This is a genomic window from Acetobacter nitrogenifigens DSM 23921 = NBRC 105050, from assembly GCF_000429165.1.
Lineage (GTDB): Bacteria > Pseudomonadota > Alphaproteobacteria > Acetobacterales > Acetobacteraceae > Acetobacter > Acetobacter nitrogenifigens.
This window is the reverse complement of the sequence record NZ_AUBI01000001.1, coordinates 489,215-506,873: the sequence shown is the minus strand read 5'-3', so window position 1 is coordinate 506,873 and position 17,659 is coordinate 489,215. Positions and strand designations below refer to the sequence as shown.

The 17,659-nt window shown below is 63.2% G+C and carries 17 protein-coding genes; 4 read left to right on the top strand and 13 right to left on the bottom strand.

The window, feature by feature from the left end:
- Positions 1 to 89: 89 nt before the first annotated feature.
- From G442_RS20520 to aroB, 3 genes are all read right to left on the bottom strand, one after another.
- Positions 90 to 605 (bottom strand): GtrA family protein, encoded by a 516-nt coding sequence (locus G442_RS20520; protein ID WP_035376110.1) that lies wholly within the window; start codon positions 603 to 605, stop codon positions 90 to 92.
- Between the two features lie 141 nt (positions 606 to 746).
- A complete protein-coding gene (locus G442_RS0102325; RefSeq protein WP_026396684.1) occupies positions 747 to 1,886 on the bottom strand; it encodes an OmpA family protein in 1,140 nt (379 codons plus the stop codon).
- A gap of 325 nt (positions 1,887 to 2,211) precedes the next feature.
- Positions 2,212 to 4,005: a 3-dehydroquinate synthase gene (gene aroB / locus G442_RS20515; protein ID WP_051291826.1), complete on the bottom strand. Its 1,794-nt coding sequence runs from the start codon at positions 4,003 to 4,005 to the stop codon at positions 2,212 to 2,214.
- Between the two features lie 89 nt (positions 4,006 to 4,094).
- Here aroB and G442_RS20510 point away from each other — a divergent pair, with 89 nt between their 5' ends.
- The 3 genes from G442_RS20510 (at position 4,095) to G442_RS0102305 (ending at position 6,614) form a co-directional block, all read left to right on the top strand.
- Positions 4,095 to 4,373, top strand: a complete 279-nt coding sequence (locus G442_RS20510) for a hypothetical protein (RefSeq protein ID WP_051291825.1) — start codon at positions 4,095 to 4,097, stop codon at positions 4,371 to 4,373.
- An 82-nt stretch (positions 4,374 to 4,455) separates the two neighbouring features.
- The gene (locus G442_RS0102310) at positions 4,456 to 5,403 is read left to right on the top strand and encodes a tyrosine recombinase (RefSeq protein WP_026396683.1); all 948 of its coding nucleotides are present in this window, start codon (positions 4,456 to 4,458) and stop codon (positions 5,401 to 5,403) included.
- Between the two features lie 239 nt (positions 5,404 to 5,642).
- Positions 5,643 to 6,614, top strand: coding sequence for an acetyl-CoA carboxylase carboxyltransferase subunit alpha (locus tag G442_RS0102305; RefSeq protein ID WP_026396682.1), 972 nt, complete (start codon positions 5,643 to 5,645; stop codon positions 6,612 to 6,614).
- A gap of 140 nt (positions 6,615 to 6,754) precedes the next feature.
- On the opposite strand, the gene G442_RS0102295 is transcribed toward G442_RS0102305, so the two are convergent.
- From G442_RS0102295 to G442_RS0102265, 7 genes are all read right to left on the bottom strand, one after another.
- Positions 6,755 to 7,510 (bottom strand): competence/damage-inducible protein A, encoded by a 756-nt coding sequence (locus tag G442_RS0102295; RefSeq protein ID WP_026396681.1) that lies wholly within the window; start codon positions 7,508 to 7,510, stop codon positions 6,755 to 6,757.
- 224 nt (positions 7,511 to 7,734) lie between these two features.
- Positions 7,735 to 8,739 carry a bifunctional GNAT family N-acetyltransferase/(deoxy)nucleoside triphosphate pyrophosphohydrolase gene (locus G442_RS0102290; RefSeq protein ID WP_026396680.1) on the bottom strand — a complete coding sequence of 335 codons (1,005 nt, stop codon included), beginning with the start codon at positions 8,737 to 8,739 and terminating at the stop codon, positions 7,735 to 7,737.
- Positions 8,740 to 8,745: 6 nt separating this feature from the next.
- A complete protein-coding gene (locus tag G442_RS20505; protein WP_084440295.1) occupies positions 8,746 to 10,131 on the bottom strand; it encodes a Rieske 2Fe-2S domain-containing protein in 1,386 nt (461 codons plus the stop codon).
- 140 nt (positions 10,132 to 10,271) lie between these two features.
- Positions 10,272 to 10,787 carry a RidA family protein gene (locus tag G442_RS0102280; RefSeq protein WP_035376009.1) on the bottom strand — a complete coding sequence of 172 codons (516 nt, stop codon included), beginning with the start codon at positions 10,785 to 10,787 and terminating at the stop codon, positions 10,272 to 10,274.
- Positions 10,788 to 10,790: 3 nt separating this feature from the next.
- Complete coding sequence (locus G442_RS0102275; RefSeq protein ID WP_026396678.1) at positions 10,791 to 11,219, bottom strand: c-type cytochrome; 429 nt, start codon at positions 11,217 to 11,219, stop codon at positions 10,791 to 10,793.
- Entirely contained in the window at positions 11,219 to 12,820 is a 1,602-nt protein-coding gene (locus G442_RS0102270; RefSeq protein WP_026396677.1) for a flavin monoamine oxidase family protein, read from the bottom strand. Before G442_RS0102270 ends, G442_RS0102275 begins: the two co-directional genes overlap by 1 nt.
- Positions 12,821 to 13,658: 838 nt before the next feature.
- Entirely contained in the window at positions 13,659 to 14,531 is an 873-nt protein-coding gene (locus G442_RS0102265) for an ATP-binding protein (protein ID WP_026396676.1), read from the bottom strand.
- 168 nt (positions 14,532 to 14,699) lie between these two features.
- Here G442_RS0102265 and yajC point away from each other — a divergent pair, with 168 nt between their 5' ends.
- On the top strand, positions 14,700 to 15,074 hold the full coding sequence (gene yajC, locus G442_RS0102255) for a preprotein translocase subunit YajC (protein WP_026396675.1): 375 nt from the start codon (positions 14,700 to 14,702) through the stop codon (positions 15,072 to 15,074).
- A gap of 169 nt (positions 15,075 to 15,243) precedes the next feature.
- On the opposite strand, the gene G442_RS0102250 is transcribed toward yajC, so the two are convergent.
- Genes G442_RS0102250 through G442_RS0102240 form a run of 3 tightly spaced genes read right to left on the bottom strand, consistent with a single transcriptional unit; the run spans position 15,244 to position 17,527 of the window.
- Positions 15,244 to 15,543, bottom strand: coding sequence for a hypothetical protein (locus G442_RS0102250; RefSeq protein WP_026396674.1), 300 nt, complete (start codon positions 15,541 to 15,543; stop codon positions 15,244 to 15,246).
- Positions 15,540 to 17,222: a PepSY-associated TM helix domain-containing protein gene (locus G442_RS20500; RefSeq protein WP_084440294.1), complete on the bottom strand. Its 1,683-nt coding sequence runs from the start codon at positions 17,220 to 17,222 to the stop codon at positions 15,540 to 15,542. Before G442_RS20500 ends, G442_RS0102250 begins: the two co-directional genes overlap by 4 nt.
- Positions 17,219 to 17,527: a hypothetical protein gene (locus G442_RS0102240; protein ID WP_051291823.1), complete on the bottom strand. Its 309-nt coding sequence runs from the start codon at positions 17,525 to 17,527 to the stop codon at positions 17,219 to 17,221. Before G442_RS0102240 ends, G442_RS20500 begins: the two co-directional genes overlap by 4 nt.
- Positions 17,528 to 17,659: the final 132 nt, after the last annotated feature.

The following is a 17,659-nucleotide window of genomic DNA, read 5'->3' as shown; positions in this document are numbered from 1 at the left end:
ATGGTCGGAAACTGGTTCTCAGGCAGATTTAACCTAGTCGAGCCCGCCCCGGAAGTGTCGGGGACGACGCTCTGCTCGCCAGAACGGTTTTATGCGGCGGCGCTGTCTTCTGAATCGGATTTTTCCGCGCTGGTCAGGCCCGTGGCGATCTCGGCGAGATCGAGCGCGGAGTGCGGTGGTCGTTCGCGGAAAACCAGGCGTTGGCTGAGGTTGAAATTCGCCAGCATTCCTGTGAGCGACCCGACGGCGATGGCTGTGACCGGGTGCTGGACGCAGAATGGCTCCAGATAAAACAGCAGATAGACCGCGCCGCGGTTGAGGAGAAAGCCGAGGCTGTTGGCTGTCAGAAACCGAAGCCATTGCAGCACTGGATGTTCGTCCAGCCCAACGCCACGGAACGTCCAGAGACGATTGGCCAGCCAGTTGAGCGAGGCGGCGACGAAATAGGCCGCAAGGGTTGCCAGACCAAGTCCGATAATTGGGCGAAGTGCGTAGACCGTGCCGGTATCCCACAGAAAACCGAGGCTACCGATTAGGCCGAACTTCAGGAATCGCTGCATCTTGGCAAGGCGCTGGGCGGAGAGAGGCGGATGGGCGGAGGCCATGTCAGGTGAGATCCTGATCGCGTGAAGAAGCCATGACAAGGCGCGCTGCAAGCAGGCTATTTCGCAGCGGACGAGAGGCAAGAAAAAAGGGCACCGAATGGCGCCCTTTCCTCCGATATCCAGACTGGATCGACGAGTCGATCAGTGCAGGATGATCTCGACGCGACGGTTCTGCGGCTCGCGGGTGTTCGGACCCGTCGGGACCAGCGGGTGCTGCTCGCCATAGCCGTGAATGTCGATGGCGGTCGCCGGAACGCCGTCACGGATCAGTTCAGCCTTCACGCTGTCAGCGCGACGGATGGACAGGCCCATGTTGTACTTCGCACCCGAAGCGCCGCCACGAGCCGACGAGTTGTCGGTGTAGCCGTTAACTTCGATACGCGTCGTCTGAACGTGCGTCGAAGCCTGAGCAGCCTCGGCGACGATCTGGCGAGCGCGCGCCGTGAGGATCGACTTATCCCAGTCGAAGAACACGAGGTACGTGCGAGCCGGAGCGACGACCGGCGGCGGAGCGACCGGAGCCGGCGGCGGCGGCGGCGGAGCCGTGTCGAACGCGTAACGCAGGCTCAGGATGAACTGGTGGTTGAAGCGGTGGTCGAAGTTCACGTTACCCTTGTGAACGCCCGAGCCGTTCCACGAGGTCGACGAGTAAGCGCCGTCCGTGAACGTCTGGCCGATCATGCGGTATTCGGTCGTGATCGCTAGGCCCGGAACCGACGGAATGTCGTAGGCGGCGCCGACGATGCCCTGATAGGCGAAGCCGCCGTTCGTTCCGCCGACGCGGTTGACGTTGCCGTTCGCGTAGGTGGTGGTGATCGGGTTGTAGTGCTGCCACAGGTAACCGGCGCCAACGCCGACGAACGGCGTGATCGGCGCATCGATGCCGAACTGCTTCAGATCGATGTCATACAGGACGTTGACGAAACCGCCGTACGACTGATCGCTGCCGCTGGTCGAGCCGGCGACAGGCGTCGCGTTGCGGTGGTTGATCTGCGAGTAGTTGTAAACGCCTTCGAGCTCAGCGCGGAGACCGTTGCCGAAGCCCCAACCGAACGCGCCGAAGCCCGTGAAGCCGTCCTTGTGACGGAACTTCGAGGACGTGCCGGAATTGGATTCAGATCCGTCCGCCTGCGTCGTCGGGGAGAAGTGAGCGTGCTGGGTCTGGGTCAGATCATAGCCGCCGCCGAGATTGATATACGGGCCAGTGATCGTCGTGGCCGATGCAGCCACAGGCGCCGCGGCCATCAAGGTTGTTGCGAGTAACGCCGTGCGGAGACGCATTTTTTCGTCCTCTTCCCTCATCTGTCGGGGCCGACGCCTACCATTGGCGTGTCAGCCCCCGCAAGATGTCTGAAAGCCCTATAGGGCCAGCGGTTCCTCCAATGGAACCCGCTGTTTAGCTCTATCAGACATTACAAGCCATAAGCGTGTTTTATATGCAACACTTCATTTCGGTAGGCAAAAATTTAGGCAGAAAACAGGGCAATCAAAACGACCGCCCTTTAAGAAAATCCCTGCTTGCGGCGCTTTTAATACGCCGACGCGGAGATTGGCATTAAAATCATGCCCGTAACGTGTTCGTTTTCGTAATAGTTTTGCTTCTCAGCTATTCGCCACGTGCATCGCTAATGTTCAGGGCGCCGTCCTCGATCAGAATGTCACGCACCAGAGGCATCGGAACGTCGCGGGAGCTGAACGCCTGTCCGATGCCTTTCACCAGAACGAAGCTCAGCTTTCCGTCGCTCATCTTCTTGTCCCGCGCCATGTGGGCGACCAGCGCATCCGCCGTGACGGGGCGAGAGAGCGAGGAGATACGCGACGGCATCTCGTGCGCCTCCAGATGCGCGGTCACGCGGTCGAGGTCTTCCTGCGGGCAGACGCCAAGACGCACGGAGAGCAGGAAGGCCAGACGCAGGCCGATCGAGACCGCTTCGCCATGCAGCAGGCTGCCGTCGTATCCCATCTCCGCCTCGAGCGCGTGTCCGAACGTGTGGCCGAGATTCAAAAGAGCCCGACCGCCATCGGACCGCCGCTCGAATTCATCGTCAGCGACGACCGACGCCTTGAATGCGCAGGCGCGTTCGACCGCTTCGGTCAGCGCGCCTGCGTCCTGTGACAGAACCGCAGAGGCATTGGCTTCGCACCACGCAAACAGCGCAGGATCGCTGATAAGACCGGCCTTGAGGATCTCGGCGTAACCGGCGATCAACTCCCGCTGAGGCAGGGTGCGCAGGGTGGATACGTCCGCCAGAACGGCGATCGGTTGATGGAACGCGCCGAGCAGGTTTTTGCCCCAACTCGTGTTGATTCCGGTCTTTCCGCCAACCGACGAGTCGACCTGCGACAGCAGGGTCGTCGGGATCTGCGCGAACGGAAGCCCGCGCAACGTTGTTGCGGCGACGAAGCCGGCCAGATCGCCGACGATTCCGCCGCCGAAGGCGATGATCGTCGTCCGGCGCTCCACACCCGTTTCCAGCACGGCGTCCGTTACACGCTTGTACTCTTCGAGAGACTTTGATCGCTCTCCAGGAGGAACGATCACGGTCTGCGAACGGATTCCCGAATCCGAAAGGGAGTCGAGCAGGCTTTGCAGATGAAGCGAGGCGACTGTTTCGTCCGTGATCACGACGACTCGCGGCTGAGGCAGCAGCGGCGCGAGCAGCAAGCCGGCGCGGGCCAGCAGGCTGGAGCCGATCACGACTTCGTAAGAGGCTTTCTCCAGCGTGATGGCGAGGCGGCGGGGCCGTCTGCTTTGCGCCAGCGCCTCGATGACCCGCGTTGTCCCGTTATCCACGTTGTCGTCTCCACATTGTACGATGACGTCGGCTTCCGCGTATATCGGGTGGCGTTCCGTCATCAGTCTTTCAAGTACGTCCTTCGGACGCGCGTCGTTCAGCAGGGGGCGGTGTGAGCGCCCGGCGACGCGTCGCACCAGCATGGGCAGGGGACAGCGCAGCCATACCGACATCGCGCGTTCCCGGATCAGGGCGCGGGTTTCGGCGTTCATGAACGCGCCGCCTCCGGTAGCCAGGACGCAGGGCGGTCCGTCCAGAAGCCGTCGGATCACACGCCGCTCGCCCTCGCGAAACGCCTGCTCTCCATAAAGGCGGAACACGTCGCTGATCGAGCAACCGGCGGCCCGTTCTATTTCAGCGTCGGCGTCGACGAAGCCGAGCCTCAGGCGTTCGGCGAGTCTGCGGCCGATGGTGCTCTTTCCAGCGCCCATAAGGCCGATCAACACGATGCTGCGCCCCGAGAGCGGTCCGAATCCGGCGGCGGAGCGCACCACGTCGAGGTTGAGCGGCAGGTCCGGCGGCGTCGCGATGGCGTGCGCGTCTTCGTGTTCCGAATAGACGTCGGCGGCGTCGGCGTTGGTATGGGCTTGGCGAGTGCGTGACATGGACGGCATCGTAACATAGAGCGAGGGAAGACCCGCTATTGCGTGGAGAACGGGCGCGCGCCCGACAGTTGTGGAGCATAGAGACAGGAATGCGTCGACTCGTCATCATTGTGGCCGCTCTGGTCGTCGTAATCCTCGTGGGGGGGATCGCGATGCTGGGAACTTCGCCGCAGTCGCCCGTCCAGCAGGTCGTCCATAAGACCCTGCCTTCCAGCGCGTTCGCCTCCAGCGCCCCGCCAGCAGAAGCTCTCCCGAACGTCATTCCGCCCGGTGCGATGACGGCTCCTGCGGCGCCAGCACCTGTCGCTGCGGCCCCGGCGGCGGCCTCTTCGGTTCCTCCGTCGACGCCAGCGGCTGCCGGGCGCTGACGCCGTGCGGGATCGGGCTGGCGCCCGTGTGCTCCGCCGTCGGCTACGATCATATGTCAGCCAGTAAAAGGCTGAACCGTCAGTGACCGGCGCTCTGGTGGACGCTTTTCTTGAAATGCTTGCGGCGGAGCGCGGCGCCGCCCCGGCCACGCTGGCCGCGTACACGCGCGATCTTTCGGAATGCTCCGACAGTCTCGCCGCGCGGGGCGAAGCCTTGCCGGAAGCTTCTGGCGAGGGGCTGCAGGCATGGGTGGCGGAGATGGGCGCCGCAGGGTTATCGCGCCGGACGATCAGCCGCCGTGTTTCCTGCGTCCGACAATATTTTCTCTTCCTGCTCCGGGACGGTCGGCGGCCTGACAATCCAGCGGCCCGACTCGATGCGCCGTCGCCACAGGATTCGTTGCCGAAATTTCTCTCCGAGGCAGAGGTTCTGTCGCTCATCGGCGCTTGCCGTCCTGACGAGAGGGCGTCGCCGGAATTGACGCGCCGTCTGCTGGTCGGGCGGGCGGCGATAGAGCTGCTCTATTCAACCGGGCTCCGCGTTTCCGAGTTGCTGGCGTTGCGCAGGGCCGCTTTTCGGGATCGCGCACGGATGCTTCTTGTAAGAGGCAAGGGCGGCAGGGAGCGGCTGGTGCCGTTATCCGACCCCGCGCGAGAGGCGGCGGTGGCGCTGATGCGCGCGGACGAAACGAAAGGCAGCCCGTTCGTTTTTCCTGGACGCAACCCGCTGCGCGCGCTCACTCGGCAGGGGTTCGACAAGATTCTTGCGGACATCGCCACCCGGGCGGATCTCGACGTCGCGCGTTTGTCGCCGCACACGCTGAGGCACTCATTCGCGACGCATATGCTGGCGCACGGCGCGGATTTACGGACGCTGCAGACATTGCTTGGGCACGCCGACATAGCGACCACGCAAATATATACGCATGTGCAGGCCGACAGGCTGCGCGAGGTCGTGCTCGCCCATCATCCACTTGGGGAGGCCGCCGACTCGACCGAAGACGACGCGTCGCCGCCAGAATGCGACTGATCAGCCGACGATCTGGGGACGGCGAAGGACGAGGGTTGTGCTCTGATATCCATATACTGAAGGCGTGTGACGGAGGCAGCCTGACGCGCCAATGGCGATAAAACCTGCCTATCGCCATGATTCGCCGCGAGTTTGCCACCGGTGCAGCCCTGTCGGCCACGCTGGCCTGATGTAAAAGATGTGCGGTCGTTGCGCTGTGAAGCTTGGCTTTGCGCGCCACTGTGCTATCGCCATCCGCCATGCGTCAGTTTCTGGACTTTGAGAAGCCGGTCGCCGAGCTTGAGACCAAGATCGACGATCTGCGAAATATGGCCGCCTCGAGCGAGGGCGGGCCTGATGGTGTCAATATTTCCGACGAGATTTCTCGTCTGTCGGACAAGGCGGAGAAGCAGCTTCGCGCGCTTTATGCGAAGCTCACCCCCTCGCAGAAAGTGCAGGTCGCGCGTCATGCGCAGCGTCCGCATGCGCTGGATTACATCCGCGCGACGATCTCCGATTTCACGCCGCTGGCGGGCGACAGGCAGTTTGCTGACGACAAGGCCGTTGTCGGCGGTCTGGGCCGGTTCAATGGCCAGTCCGTGGTGGTGATCGGCACGGAGCGTGGGTCGGATCTCGATACGCGGCTTGTCCATAACTTCGGCATGGCTCGTCCGGAAGGCTATCGCAAGGCCATGCGCCTGATGGAGCTGGCTGGGCGTTTCGGCCTGCCGATTCTGACCTTCGTCGATACGTCCGGCGCATGGCCAGGCATCGACGCGGAAGCGCGTGGGCAGGCCGAGGCTATCGCCCGTTCGATCGAGACCTGCCTGACGGTTCCCGTGCCGCTGGTTGCAACGGTGATCGGTGAGGGCGGATCAGGCGGCGCCGTGGCGCTGGCGTCGGGCGATCGTGTGCTGATGCTGGAGAACGCCATCTATTCCGTCATTTCGCCGGAAGCGTGCGCGTCGATTCTGTGGAGAGACCCGAAGCAGGCCACTACAGCGGCGGAGGCTCTAAAGCTGACGGCGCAGGATCTGCAGAAACTTGGGCTGATCGACAGAATCGTGACCGAGCCTGTCGGCGGCGCGCAGCGTGACCCGGCGTCGACCATAGAGAGCGTAAAGAACGCGATTTCGGAAGAACTGGCGCCGCTGGTCGGATTGGAGCCCGCGCTTCTGGTCGCGCAACGGCGAGACAAGTTCGTCGCCATGGGGCGTGACGCTTTGACCTGATGCTTTCCGGGCGCGGGTTACACGCCCGGCAGACCCTGCGTCTTCCGGGCTACGGCGCGACGCTCCCGAAGCAGCAGAGTTGCGGCGCGGCTGCCGGCGAGGCGGCTTTCTTTTTCGCCTGATGTTTGTCGCTCAGCCCGTCAGACTGGCGATTCTCCCTCGATCGGATCGCCGCCTGCCGTAACGATAAGGCTGCGGATTTCCTCGGACGCCGCCGCCACGTGGTCGGCGTTCGCGCCCTTGGCGACCAGAGCGACGCCCCGCCGTCCATCCGCGCGCATGAAGGGGTATGAGCCGATGTCGAGATCGGGAAAACGATTCTGCACCGCTTCCAGCGGCGCGGCGATCATGCTCTCGAACAGCGTCGTCGTATGCCAGGTGCGCGACGTGATCGGCGATCCGCGCAGGAGGTCGGGCTCCACCGCTTCATACATCGACTGCATGATGGACGGCACGCCAGCCATGACGTGGACGTTGCCGATCGTAAAGCCGGGTGCGACGGAGGCTTTGTTGATGATCGGCGTTGCTCCTTTCGGCAGCATGGCCATACGGTGCCGCGCCTCGGAGAACTGGTCGACGCCGTAGTGCGCCTCCATCCGGGCGGCGGTGTCCTGATGCAGTTCAAGCGTCGTGCCGAACGCTTCGGCGATGCAGGCGGCGGTGATGTCGTCGTGGGTCGGACCGATCCCTCCGGTGGTGAACACCTGCCCGAAACGCGCCTTCATCTCCGTCACGGTCGTGATGATAGTCTCCCGGATATCCGGGATGATCCTGACCTCCCGCAGTGGCGCGCCGAGTTCGCCCAGCCTCTGGGCCAGAAAACGAATATTGGCGTCCTGTGTTCGCCCCGAGAGAATTTCGTTGCCGATAACGATCAGCGCGGATGTTGGGTTCATCGGGTGCTATCCTGTCCTTGGCCCGTTTTCCGGGCGTGTTTCAGCGAGCCTGTTTGGGGGCTGCTTTCCGAAATCGTCGCTCGGCTGTGGTGAGGAGGACGGTTGATTGTTTTTGAGCGAGCGCGCCGCGCGGGGCAATGCGCCAATACGCGGTTGACTGCTCTGTTCGACAGAGTGTGCGCCGGGTGTCGGGATTTAGCCAGCGGGCGGCGCCCGTTTGGGCGTCACAGCAGGTCGCGTAGCAGCGGAATGAATGGCAGGTCTGCGGCGGGCATCGGATAATCTGCGAGTTGTTCCGCGGCGACCCATTTCAGGGTCTGGCCCTCCTTCGGCTGGGGCGCGCCCTTCCAGCGACGACAGACATATAGCGGCATCAGAAGGTCAAACGTCTCGTAAGCGTGAGACGCGAAGGTGAACGGGGCGAGGCAGGCGCTGGTCACGTCGAGCCCCAGTTCCTCGTTCAATTCGCGAATTAACGCAGCTTCGGGCGTTTCTCCGGGTTCAACCTTGCCGCCCGGAAACTCCCACAGGCCCGCCATAGGCTTGCCTTCGGGACGTCTGGCCAGAAGAATACGGCAATCAGCGTCAATCAGAGCGGCCGCGGCCACGAGGACCAGCTTTCGTGCGTCGCCTGTGGCGGCAGGCGCGGCGGAAGCGTCGCCCGACCCGACGTCCAGGTCGCCTCGCGACGCCTCGAACAGGTGGATCGGGATTTCACCGCCGCGCGCCATGAAGGGCTGCGAACCTTCTCCGATCTGGCGGAAGCCAATGCGGCGCAGTACGGCGGCTGAAGCCGGGTTGTCCTGCGCCACGGTTGCGCGCAACGCCTGAACGTCAAGGTTGGCCATAGCCCAGCGGGCGACGCGCCCGGCGGTGAGTGTTGCGACGCCGCGGCCCCAGAACGGCTTGCCGATCCAGTATCCCAGCCGGGCGACCTTGATGGCCGGGTTTTTTTCAAGTGTGAGGCCTACGCACCCGATCAGGGCCTCGTCGCCGTCCAGAATCGCGAAATGGTGGCTTTCGCCTCTCGCCGCCTGCTCGCGGGTGCTGGCGATCCAGTCCATGGCGAGTTCGCGGGGGTAGGGGAACGGTAGTCGGCTTAGCATCCGGATGACGTTCCAGTCGTTCACCAGACGGTGCATCCCGCTGGCGTCGCTGACGTCGAGGGCCCGGAGACGGTAGGGGCCGGCCTCGAGATCAGGTGTCCGGGTGTTATGATGACTTTCCACGAGTGATCAGGTCGGCTTGTCGTCTGGCTTCGCGGCGCCAGCTTTCCTCTTCGCGCTCGGAGCGCGCTTACTGGACCGAGACTCCGGTTTGGCGCGGGTCGCCGTCACGTTTTCAGGCGCTGGAGCGTCACTGCGCGAGACAGGAGCGGCGGCGGCGTCTTCCCGGCCTTGTGACGAGGAGGACGGCGGGGATGCCTCTTGTGGCGAACTGCCCGGCGTTGAAGCGCCCGGCTGCACGCCGCATTCGGCGAGCAGGCTGCGGAGCGCGTTGATCACGGGGAAGACTTCCTGATTGTGATCGCCGCCCAGTTCATTCCACGCTTTTTGTTCGAGCTCGACGATTTCGCGGTCCTCCGCGAAAATACGCTCGGTGAACGCCACAAGGAACGGCCATGCGAGGTCGAGCAGGCCGGGGACGCCAGGCTTCTTGACCGACAGCAGGCCGAAAGTGCGGTTGGTGAGTTGGTCCGCGTCCTGCGGCGTGTAAGCGATCCACAGGTCCATGACGGGGGCTTCGTCGCCGGTCTGGATTCGCAGCGTCTGGAACGGGTATTCGGTGCGGATCGTCATGACATCGCGGTCTGCGTACTTGGCCGACGCGTCGCGACGTTCTCCGAAAATCAGGGCCTCGCCGAGGGGCTGCTTGCCACTGGTACGCGCGAAACTGTAGCGCGCTTCAACCAGACCGGGCTCGCGCTTCTGGCCGAGGAAGCGAGGGCGCATTTGCCCCATCTGTTTCATGTGCATGAACTGATGGTTCATATCCATCAGGTTCTCGTGCATGAAACTGTAGTGGCAGGCGACATGTCGCCCAAAACGGCGGGTTTTGTAGGCTGCGTTGTTACTTTGAGCCAATTCGCGGCGTAGTGGCGTGGCGGCGGCCTTTTCAGGGTCTCCGGGAAAGACGAAGATCAGGCCGTCCTGTTCCCGCACCGGATAGGTGCGTACGCCGTTCGGCAGTTTGCCTTTGCCGAGATACGGCACATCAATGCAGCGACCTGAGCGGCCATAGGCCCAGCCATGGTAGCAACATTGAACGGATTGCCCGCACACTCGCCCCTTGCTGAGCGGGACCTGCCGGTGAGCGCAGCGATCTTCGAGAGCGAAGACGGGGCCTTCGTCAGGTCTGACAAGCGCTATCGGATGCCCGGCGTAACGCGTGGCGATAACCTTGCCGCGCCTCAGTTCGCGGCTCCAGGCGACGGGATACCAGAAATCCGGATCGCAGTGGATGCGGCGAAGGTCCTGCCCGGAGGCGCTGTTTGGAGATACGGACCGATTTTCGGCGTCACTGGCGTCCGTCGACGTTTTGGAATCCGTGGCCGCGTTCGCGGGATCGAGGCATACCTCGACGGATTCTGAGTGACTTTCGGTCGGAAGAAACTGGTCCATCGTACCCCTTTTTCGCGCTCTCCTGCGCCTTCGCTCCGCCGTGATGAAGCGGAGGAGCGAATCCCGGCGAACTCTTCGCTTATATCATCCAGTGCGTGGCGACGAAGTGAACTGGATCAATATCAGGGATAACGTATGAATTATGAATGAGGCGCCCGAACGGCGGTGACTTCGATTTCGATGAGCCAGCCGGGGTTGGCGAGGTGAGCGACTTCGAACGCGGAGCGAACCGGCAGGTTAGGCTGCGCTGCCGTCCCGAAGAACTGCGTGTAAGCCTTCATCATGCCTGCGAAATCGAGCTTGCCGAGCTTCGGGTCCGTGACCATGTACATGTGCATCTGCACGACGTCGCCCATCGTCAGGTTCAGCTTGGCGAGAGCGTCCTGAATTTTCTCCAGCGCGCCGCGGGTCTGCGTCTCCGTGTCGCCATAGGCGGCGAGGGTCTTCGGGTCCGCCGATTTGTTCGTCGGTGGGGAACCCATACCGCTGAGATAGATCGTCGAGGCGCCGGGCGGCACTTCGATGGCCTGAGCGATCGGGAAGTGGCCCGCCGGGTCGGTGTGTCGGACGACGCCGTCGGCGGCGGACGCGCTGGCGGCGCCGATGGCGGCGACGCTGGCGATCGCGAAAGTCAGGTTACGGATCGTGGAGTTCATTGCTTATTGCTCTTCCATCTGAACGGGCTGCCGCATCTTCGCAACATCCTCCGGCTTCACGGTTCCATCGAAATGGTTGCCGAAGCTCGTGCGAATATAATTGACGACATCCGCAATCTGCTTGTCCGAAAGCATGCCTGCGAACCAGGGCATGCCCGCACGGCCGTTCAATACCATGTAAACAGGGTATCCGGCGCTTTGCAGGCGTCCGTCGCCAGCGAATGCGGGAAAGCCCGAACTCGCCCCGGCCGCGCCCTTGCCGCCGGGCATATGACAACCCTGACAGACGTGCTCATAGACGGCGGCGCCGGTGTTGAGCGGCTGTACGCGGCCAACGACAGAGCTGGCGGAGTCCGCGTGGGCCTGTCCTGCTGTCAGCACGGGAACAGCTGTCGCGGCGACGGCGAGTGCGGCGAGAAGATAAGAACGCATCAGGCGGCTCCGATGGCGCGTTTGTGCAGGGAGGTGATCGCCGCGAGCGAGGACAGGATGGCGCCTTCCTGCCAGCAACCCACGTAGGACGCGTGCTCGCCAGCGAGCACGATGCGGTTGTCCATCGTGACCAGCGCTTTGTAGTGCTGCTTGCGCGCCTGCTCGGACCACATGCTGCAGCAGCCGAGCGTCCATGGCATGCGGCTCCATGCGAAGCCGACGCCGTTGGAAAACTCTTCGCGATACTGCGGATGAATCTTGAGGCCTTGTTCGATGCCCGCCTGAACGCGCTGTTCGGGCGTCATGCCTGCGAAGTCGTATGCGGCGGGGCCGAACATGTAGCCGCCAAGCAGCACGCCGGGGCCTTTGGAGAAGATGCCGCCGGACGGGTAGGAGATCTGGCTGATCGGTTGGTCGGTGAAGCTGATGCCGCCGTAAATCTGTTCATCCTGCTCCCAGAAGCGGCGCTTGAACTCGAGGCCGAGTTTCACGGAAGACGCATAGGGAACCGCCGAGATCGCGGCTTTCAACGGACCGCTGACCTGCACGTCGAGCTGCGACAGGACCGGAAGCGGGATGGTGCAGACGCAGTAATCGGCTTCGACTTCGCGCATTGCGCCGCCATGGGCCATATCCGCGTAGGACACCTTCACGCCGTGATCGTCCTGATGGATCGCCGTCACCTTGCAGTTCAGCGTGATCAGGTCGTGAACCTGCTTGATGAAGCCCTTGCCGATATTATCCATGCCGCCGACCGGCTGGAACATGGTCGTCTGCATGTCGAGGCGTTCATGGAACGACATGAACTGCCACAAACCCGACTTCATGATTTCGTCGCGGGGCAGGAGGTCGGACGGAATGGGTTCGCCGTCGATGCCGCCGCCCTGGGGACGCTCGAAGCCACGACGGAGGGAACTGCGGACGCCTTTCACCCATGCGCCGTTATTCTCGAGCCCGGCCCAGCCGCGCATCGCGGCCCCGACATGCTCGCGCTCGTCCTTGGACATGACGTCGTCCAGCTTGTGCTGGTCGATGGCTTTGGCCAGCAGTTCCGCTGTGTAACCGGTGAAATCGGAGGCATAGTCACGATACCGAACCGGCTTGCCGCCGAACATGGCGGACGAATGCAGGTAGCTGTTGTGGTTGAGTTCCACGAACGGCTCGAGCGCTACGCCGAATTCCTGACAGTAATGCAGCAGACCCTGATGGTGGTAGGGAATGCGCCACGGACCGGGGTTGATATAGTTGCCCGGAGCGAAGCCGACCTTCTGGGTGTAACCGCCGAGTTCGTTGACGACGTCGCCGCCGCGGAGCGTGATGTTTCGCCCGCCCGCTCGGTTCTGGTACTCGATGATCTGCACGGCGTAACCGGCTTTTCGCAGTTCATATGCGGCCAGCATTCCGGCCAGACCGGAGCCGAGGATGACGACGCGGGTGCCTTTCTTGGCGCCTTTAAGGTCGGGTGAGCCCTTGAAGTCGGTGCCCATCGCGTGACCCATGCTGGTCATCGCCTGATAGAGACCGGCGCTTCCGGCGAGCAACCCGATACGGGTCAGCATCTGCCGACGCGTTGGCGCGGCGTGCTGATGAACGTCCGTCATGCAAAGTCCTTGGTGGTAGGTTGGTGTATGTTTCTCGGTCGGGAACATTCCCTACACGGATTGATCGCCCTTGCAAATCAGATCGCGAACGCGTGCATGGCTATGGTTTCGGGGCGTGTCCGCTTTGCAACGGGCGTCCCGATTTAATGAAATAATTGTTTAATAAGAGGAGACGGGGGGTGTCGGGGCGGCGCCGCAAAACGTCCGGCGAATAGGACAATGGGCGGGGGCCGTTCAGGACATGGGGCTGGATCGGTCGACCGGAGCGATGACTTGTCTCGGCGGTTGGCGCCGAGGCCGTGGGGCGGAATATAGTCGATTTTCGGGTGTTTTGTCGGGTTGAGGCGGGCAGGTGCGATGGTGTGTTGCGGGCGAACGTTCGCAAAACGCACATTGCACAAGTATTTACAGATATTTTCAGAAATTACGCGTTTCGTCCGTCAATGGCGGCACGTTTTTCCTCGGGCGCATTGGATGGTTGTTTTTTTTGATTTATAATGTTCCGAATATGACATTTTCCGAAGGTATGTGATCTGCGCAAAGTTATGCGTATGGGCTTCCAGTATGGCGCGTTATAGCTTCGTCCTGAAAGCGCCGGGCGCCTCCGTGAGGAGACGTCGTGTGGATCATGGGAAAGCTGGCGCGCTGCAGTTGCGGTCATCCGCTGCTGCGTAGCTGTGTATTCTTCCCTTATCTCTTATCGAATAGTTTTTTGTGTATCGGGAGTATGTTGTACATTTACGCCCGACGCCCGACGCCCGACGCCCGACGCCCGACGCCCGACGCCCGACGCCCGACGCCCGACGCCCGACGCCCGACGCCCGACGCCCGACCTCTTCTATGCTTCCGTGCTCAACGTGGCTGAGAGGTCGTCGATGAATTGTTGCGCGACACGCCCCGAGCGGCCGCCGCGAGAGATCGACCACGCGTTGGCGCGCATACACAGGTCTTCGTCAGCGATCCTGAGCGACTGCTCACGGGCATAACCGCGCACCATTTCCAGGAATGTGTCCTGCGAGCAGGGATGAAAGCCGAGCCACAGTCCGAAGCGGTCCGACAGCGATACCTTTTCTTCTGTGGCTTCCGACGGGTTGATGGCGGTGGCGCGTTCGTTGTCGATCATCTCGCGGGGCATGAGGTGGCGCCGGTTGGACGTCGCGTAGAACAGCACGTTGGCGGGGCGGCCGGAGATGCCGCCGTCGAGCACAGATTTCAGCGCCTTGTAATCGCGGTCTTCGCGCTCGAAGGAGAGGTCGTCGCAAAACACGATGAAAGAACGCGGCGCGCGGCGGAGCAGTCCGAGCAGTTCGGGCAGCGTGGACAGATCCTCGCGTTCGATCTCCACCAGAGCGAGCTTGCCTTCGCCGGGCGGGGTGGCGCCAAATTCGGCGTTCACGGACGCGTGGCAGGCCTTCACGAGCGAGGATTTGCCCATGCCGCGCGATCCCCAGAGCATCGCATTGTTGGCCGAGAGGCCGCGCGCGAAGTGGCGCGTGTTCTCCAGAAGGGTGGTTTGCTGAGATTCAACGCCTCGGAGCAAACCGATGTCGACATGGGCGACGTGCGCGACAGGATCCAGCTTGCCGCTCTCGGGGCGCCAGACGAACGCGTCGGCGGTGGAGAGGCCATCCAGCGAAGGAGGGGGCGGGGACATACGCTCCAGCGCGGCTGCGATGCGTTCGAGAGTGGGCAGAAGGTCGGGCTGAGTCATGGGCGTCTTTCCTGTGTCGGCTCTGTTGTGCGAGCGGCATATCCGCAATACACGCGTTGAAGGCGGTGCGAAAACTGGCGGCTGGCTTGACGCGGGCGGCTCAAATTCTATGGTCCCGCCCTGTCTGTCAGCGCTCGTCTGACGTTTGCCTCTGGAAATGATGCCTCGATGTTCGACTTCCTGATTTCTCCCGCTTATGCGCAGTCGGCTGGCGGCGGCGCGTTCAGCACGTCCGGCCTGTTGCAGTTCGCTCCCTACCTGCTTGTGTTTGCGATCATGTATTTCGTCCTGATCCGCCCGCAGCAGCAGAAGCAAAAACAGCTTCGTGAAGGGCTGGGCAAGTTGCGCCGCGGCGATCGCGTGCTGACCGCCGGCGGAATTGTCGGCGTGGTTCGCAAGGCCGAGGAAGGCGCTGACGAGATCGAGGTTGAGATCGCGCAGAACGTGGTGGTGCGCGTCGCACGCCAGACCATCAGTTCTGTGTTGAGCAGCGCCTCGAAGCCTGCCAACGACACGGGAGCGACAGGCAAGGCGGCTTCCTGACGCAGTTACGCTCCAGGGTTCAGAGACGTCGGTCTGTGGCTTTGTCCTTGCGGCGTTTCAGCCATTGAGCTGAACGAGGGCGGCAGGTGGATGCGCCAATCTGCTCGTCTGCCTGATTCAGCGTCTCCGGCCTGCCTCTATGTGGCGGGCTGGCTCTCCCCAAGAAAATTCATCTGTGTCGCCTGCGCGGCCTTGGCTGCGGCACGGCTCGCGATTTGCGAAAAGCCAGAATCAGCGCGCACAAGACGCCTGCGATCGAGCCTGCGGCGAGCCAGACTGGCGCTCCCACGCCGCCCATCAGAAACAGGCAGCCAAGGAATCCGGCGGCCGGCGCTGCGACGCGGACTGCGGACGAGAGGCCGTCCGCTCGCCCGTCCATTTTGACTTTCTTTTGGACGCGCGCGTGCGCCAGAAAGCCGACGCACCAGAGGTCGAACGCCTGCACGACGGCCATTGACGCAGCGCTCATGACCCATACTCCAACCCGACGGCGTTGGCCGAGGCGGGATGCCGCACATGTCTCGCGGCTTCACGGGCGCGCCCAAGCAGCCACCAAAGAGCGCCGCTGATGGCGGCGAACGTGAGAGCAGTCGCATCGACGCCCCAGTAGGTGCTCTGCACGCTCCATGACTGCGTCTGAATCCATGGCCAGCGGGTTACAAGGTCGAGTGCCGGTAGCAGCCCGAGAGCGAGCGCGAGTATTGCCGTTTCTTCGCGCCAGGCGCTGTGAACCCTGCGCCTCAACGCGCTCAGCAGCGCGTGCGCGGCGCATGCGAGCCACACGACGAACAGCGCGCTGGTCTCCCAGGATGCGCGCGCCGCCATCGTTGCGGGCAGAAGCCTGTTCGCCCAGAACACGGCGGCGCATCCCACAGGCAATCCGATGATGGCGGTCATGGCGAGCGCTTCACCCAGAGCCATGGCGACGGGATGCTCTCCGGCGTTCTTGCGGCGTTTCATCAGGAAAAGGATCAGGCCTGTCGACATCATGGTTGCTCCAGCCGCGCCGGAGGCGAAATAAAGCCAGCGCACCGGCGATGGCGCCCAGCGGGCCATGTGCAGACCAGCCATCGCCTGCCTGGTCATGGCGGCGGCGGTAGCCTCCCGAGTGAGGCCGAGAGAGCGGCCCGTCAGCCGGTCGAAGTCGATATGGTCGCGGGTCATGCGCAGCGTGGCGTCGTCACCCCGGACAAAGGTGATGCGATCGCCTCGGGGTTGTGCGAATCCGATGTGCCCCGCACCAAACGCGCCGACGGCCTGCTCGTACATCGCGCCAAGTGGCGGGGGTTGCGTCGCGCCGGCAGGTGATTCTTCGGGCGCGCTGGCGGACGCATCCATTTTCCGTCCGTGACGGTCTCCGTCACCCTTCATTCCCCGCCCGTGTTCGCTCGGCGCGCGCTTTCCATCCGGACGTCCTTCGCCATGATGGGCGCCGCCGCGGGGTTCCCCGCCTGTCGGAAACAGCCGGTTCGCGTGGATCATGATGCCTGTGTAAGGCTCCATGATCAGAAACGGCAGGAACATCACGGCGGCGAGCAGATGCGCGTCCAGCCATGAGCGTTGACGCGGCGCGTTTGGCCGGAACGTCAGAAGATTCGGCAGCATCGCGCGGTAATGCATCACCAGCCCGGACATGAGCGTGACCAGAAACCCTGCCGCGAGAAGCTGCGCGATGATGACGCCGGTCAGATGCCCGAGGTGCAGCGTGTAATGAAATCGAAAGAACAGATCTCCGCCGGTGGTGTTGCGCAGTGGAATGACGGAGCCGTCACGCGGATCCAGCGTCTGGCCGACGAAGGCGTCATTTTCCAGATGAAGGACGCTCAGTCCCGGCTCGCGCTCGGAGGGTAGGGAGAGAAACGCCCGTCCGCCCGCCCGCTCTCCTTCGGTCAGAAGGACTGCGGCCTTGTCGAGCGCAGTGGCGCTGGGGGCGTAGGCGGCGCCCAGTGTCATCTCCGGCTGCATCCAGCGCGTGATTTCGCGGTCGAAGACCGCGAGTGTCCCGGTCGTGAACATGCAGACCAGCACGGCCCCGGCGATGAAGCCAACCCATGCGTGCAGCCAGCCCATGCGGGCGCGCAGGGAAGGGGGAGCGGGGCTGGCGGATGTGCTCGGGCCGCTGAGATGGGAACGGTGTTTACGGATCATTGCGCGGGGTTCGTTGCGCCGAAGGCGAGATAAGGAATGGCGAGGACAAGCGCGCAGAGCACCATGACCGCAGCGGCGACGAAACCGCGAGGCAGCGAGCGTGCGCCGAAAATGATCAAGACGATGAGGGGTACGACCGCGACGGCTTCCGCCTGCGCCACGAACAGGGCGTCAGGGTCGTGGGTCGCAAGAATTGCGGGGACGAGCGTCACGATCGCTAGTCCGGCGGGGTAAGCGGGCGCTGCGGCGAGCAGCAGGCGCCAGGAGAATGCGCGCCCGAGGCCGGGGCGACGCTGGGCTGCCACTGGCGCCGCCTTTCTGTGCTCGGATATTCGGGGATGAAATTTATTGCGACGCATTCTCAACTGAATACGTTGAACGAAACCCGTTGTAAAGCGTGATCGACCGCAGGGGGCGAACAGCGCGCTCCGCCCCGC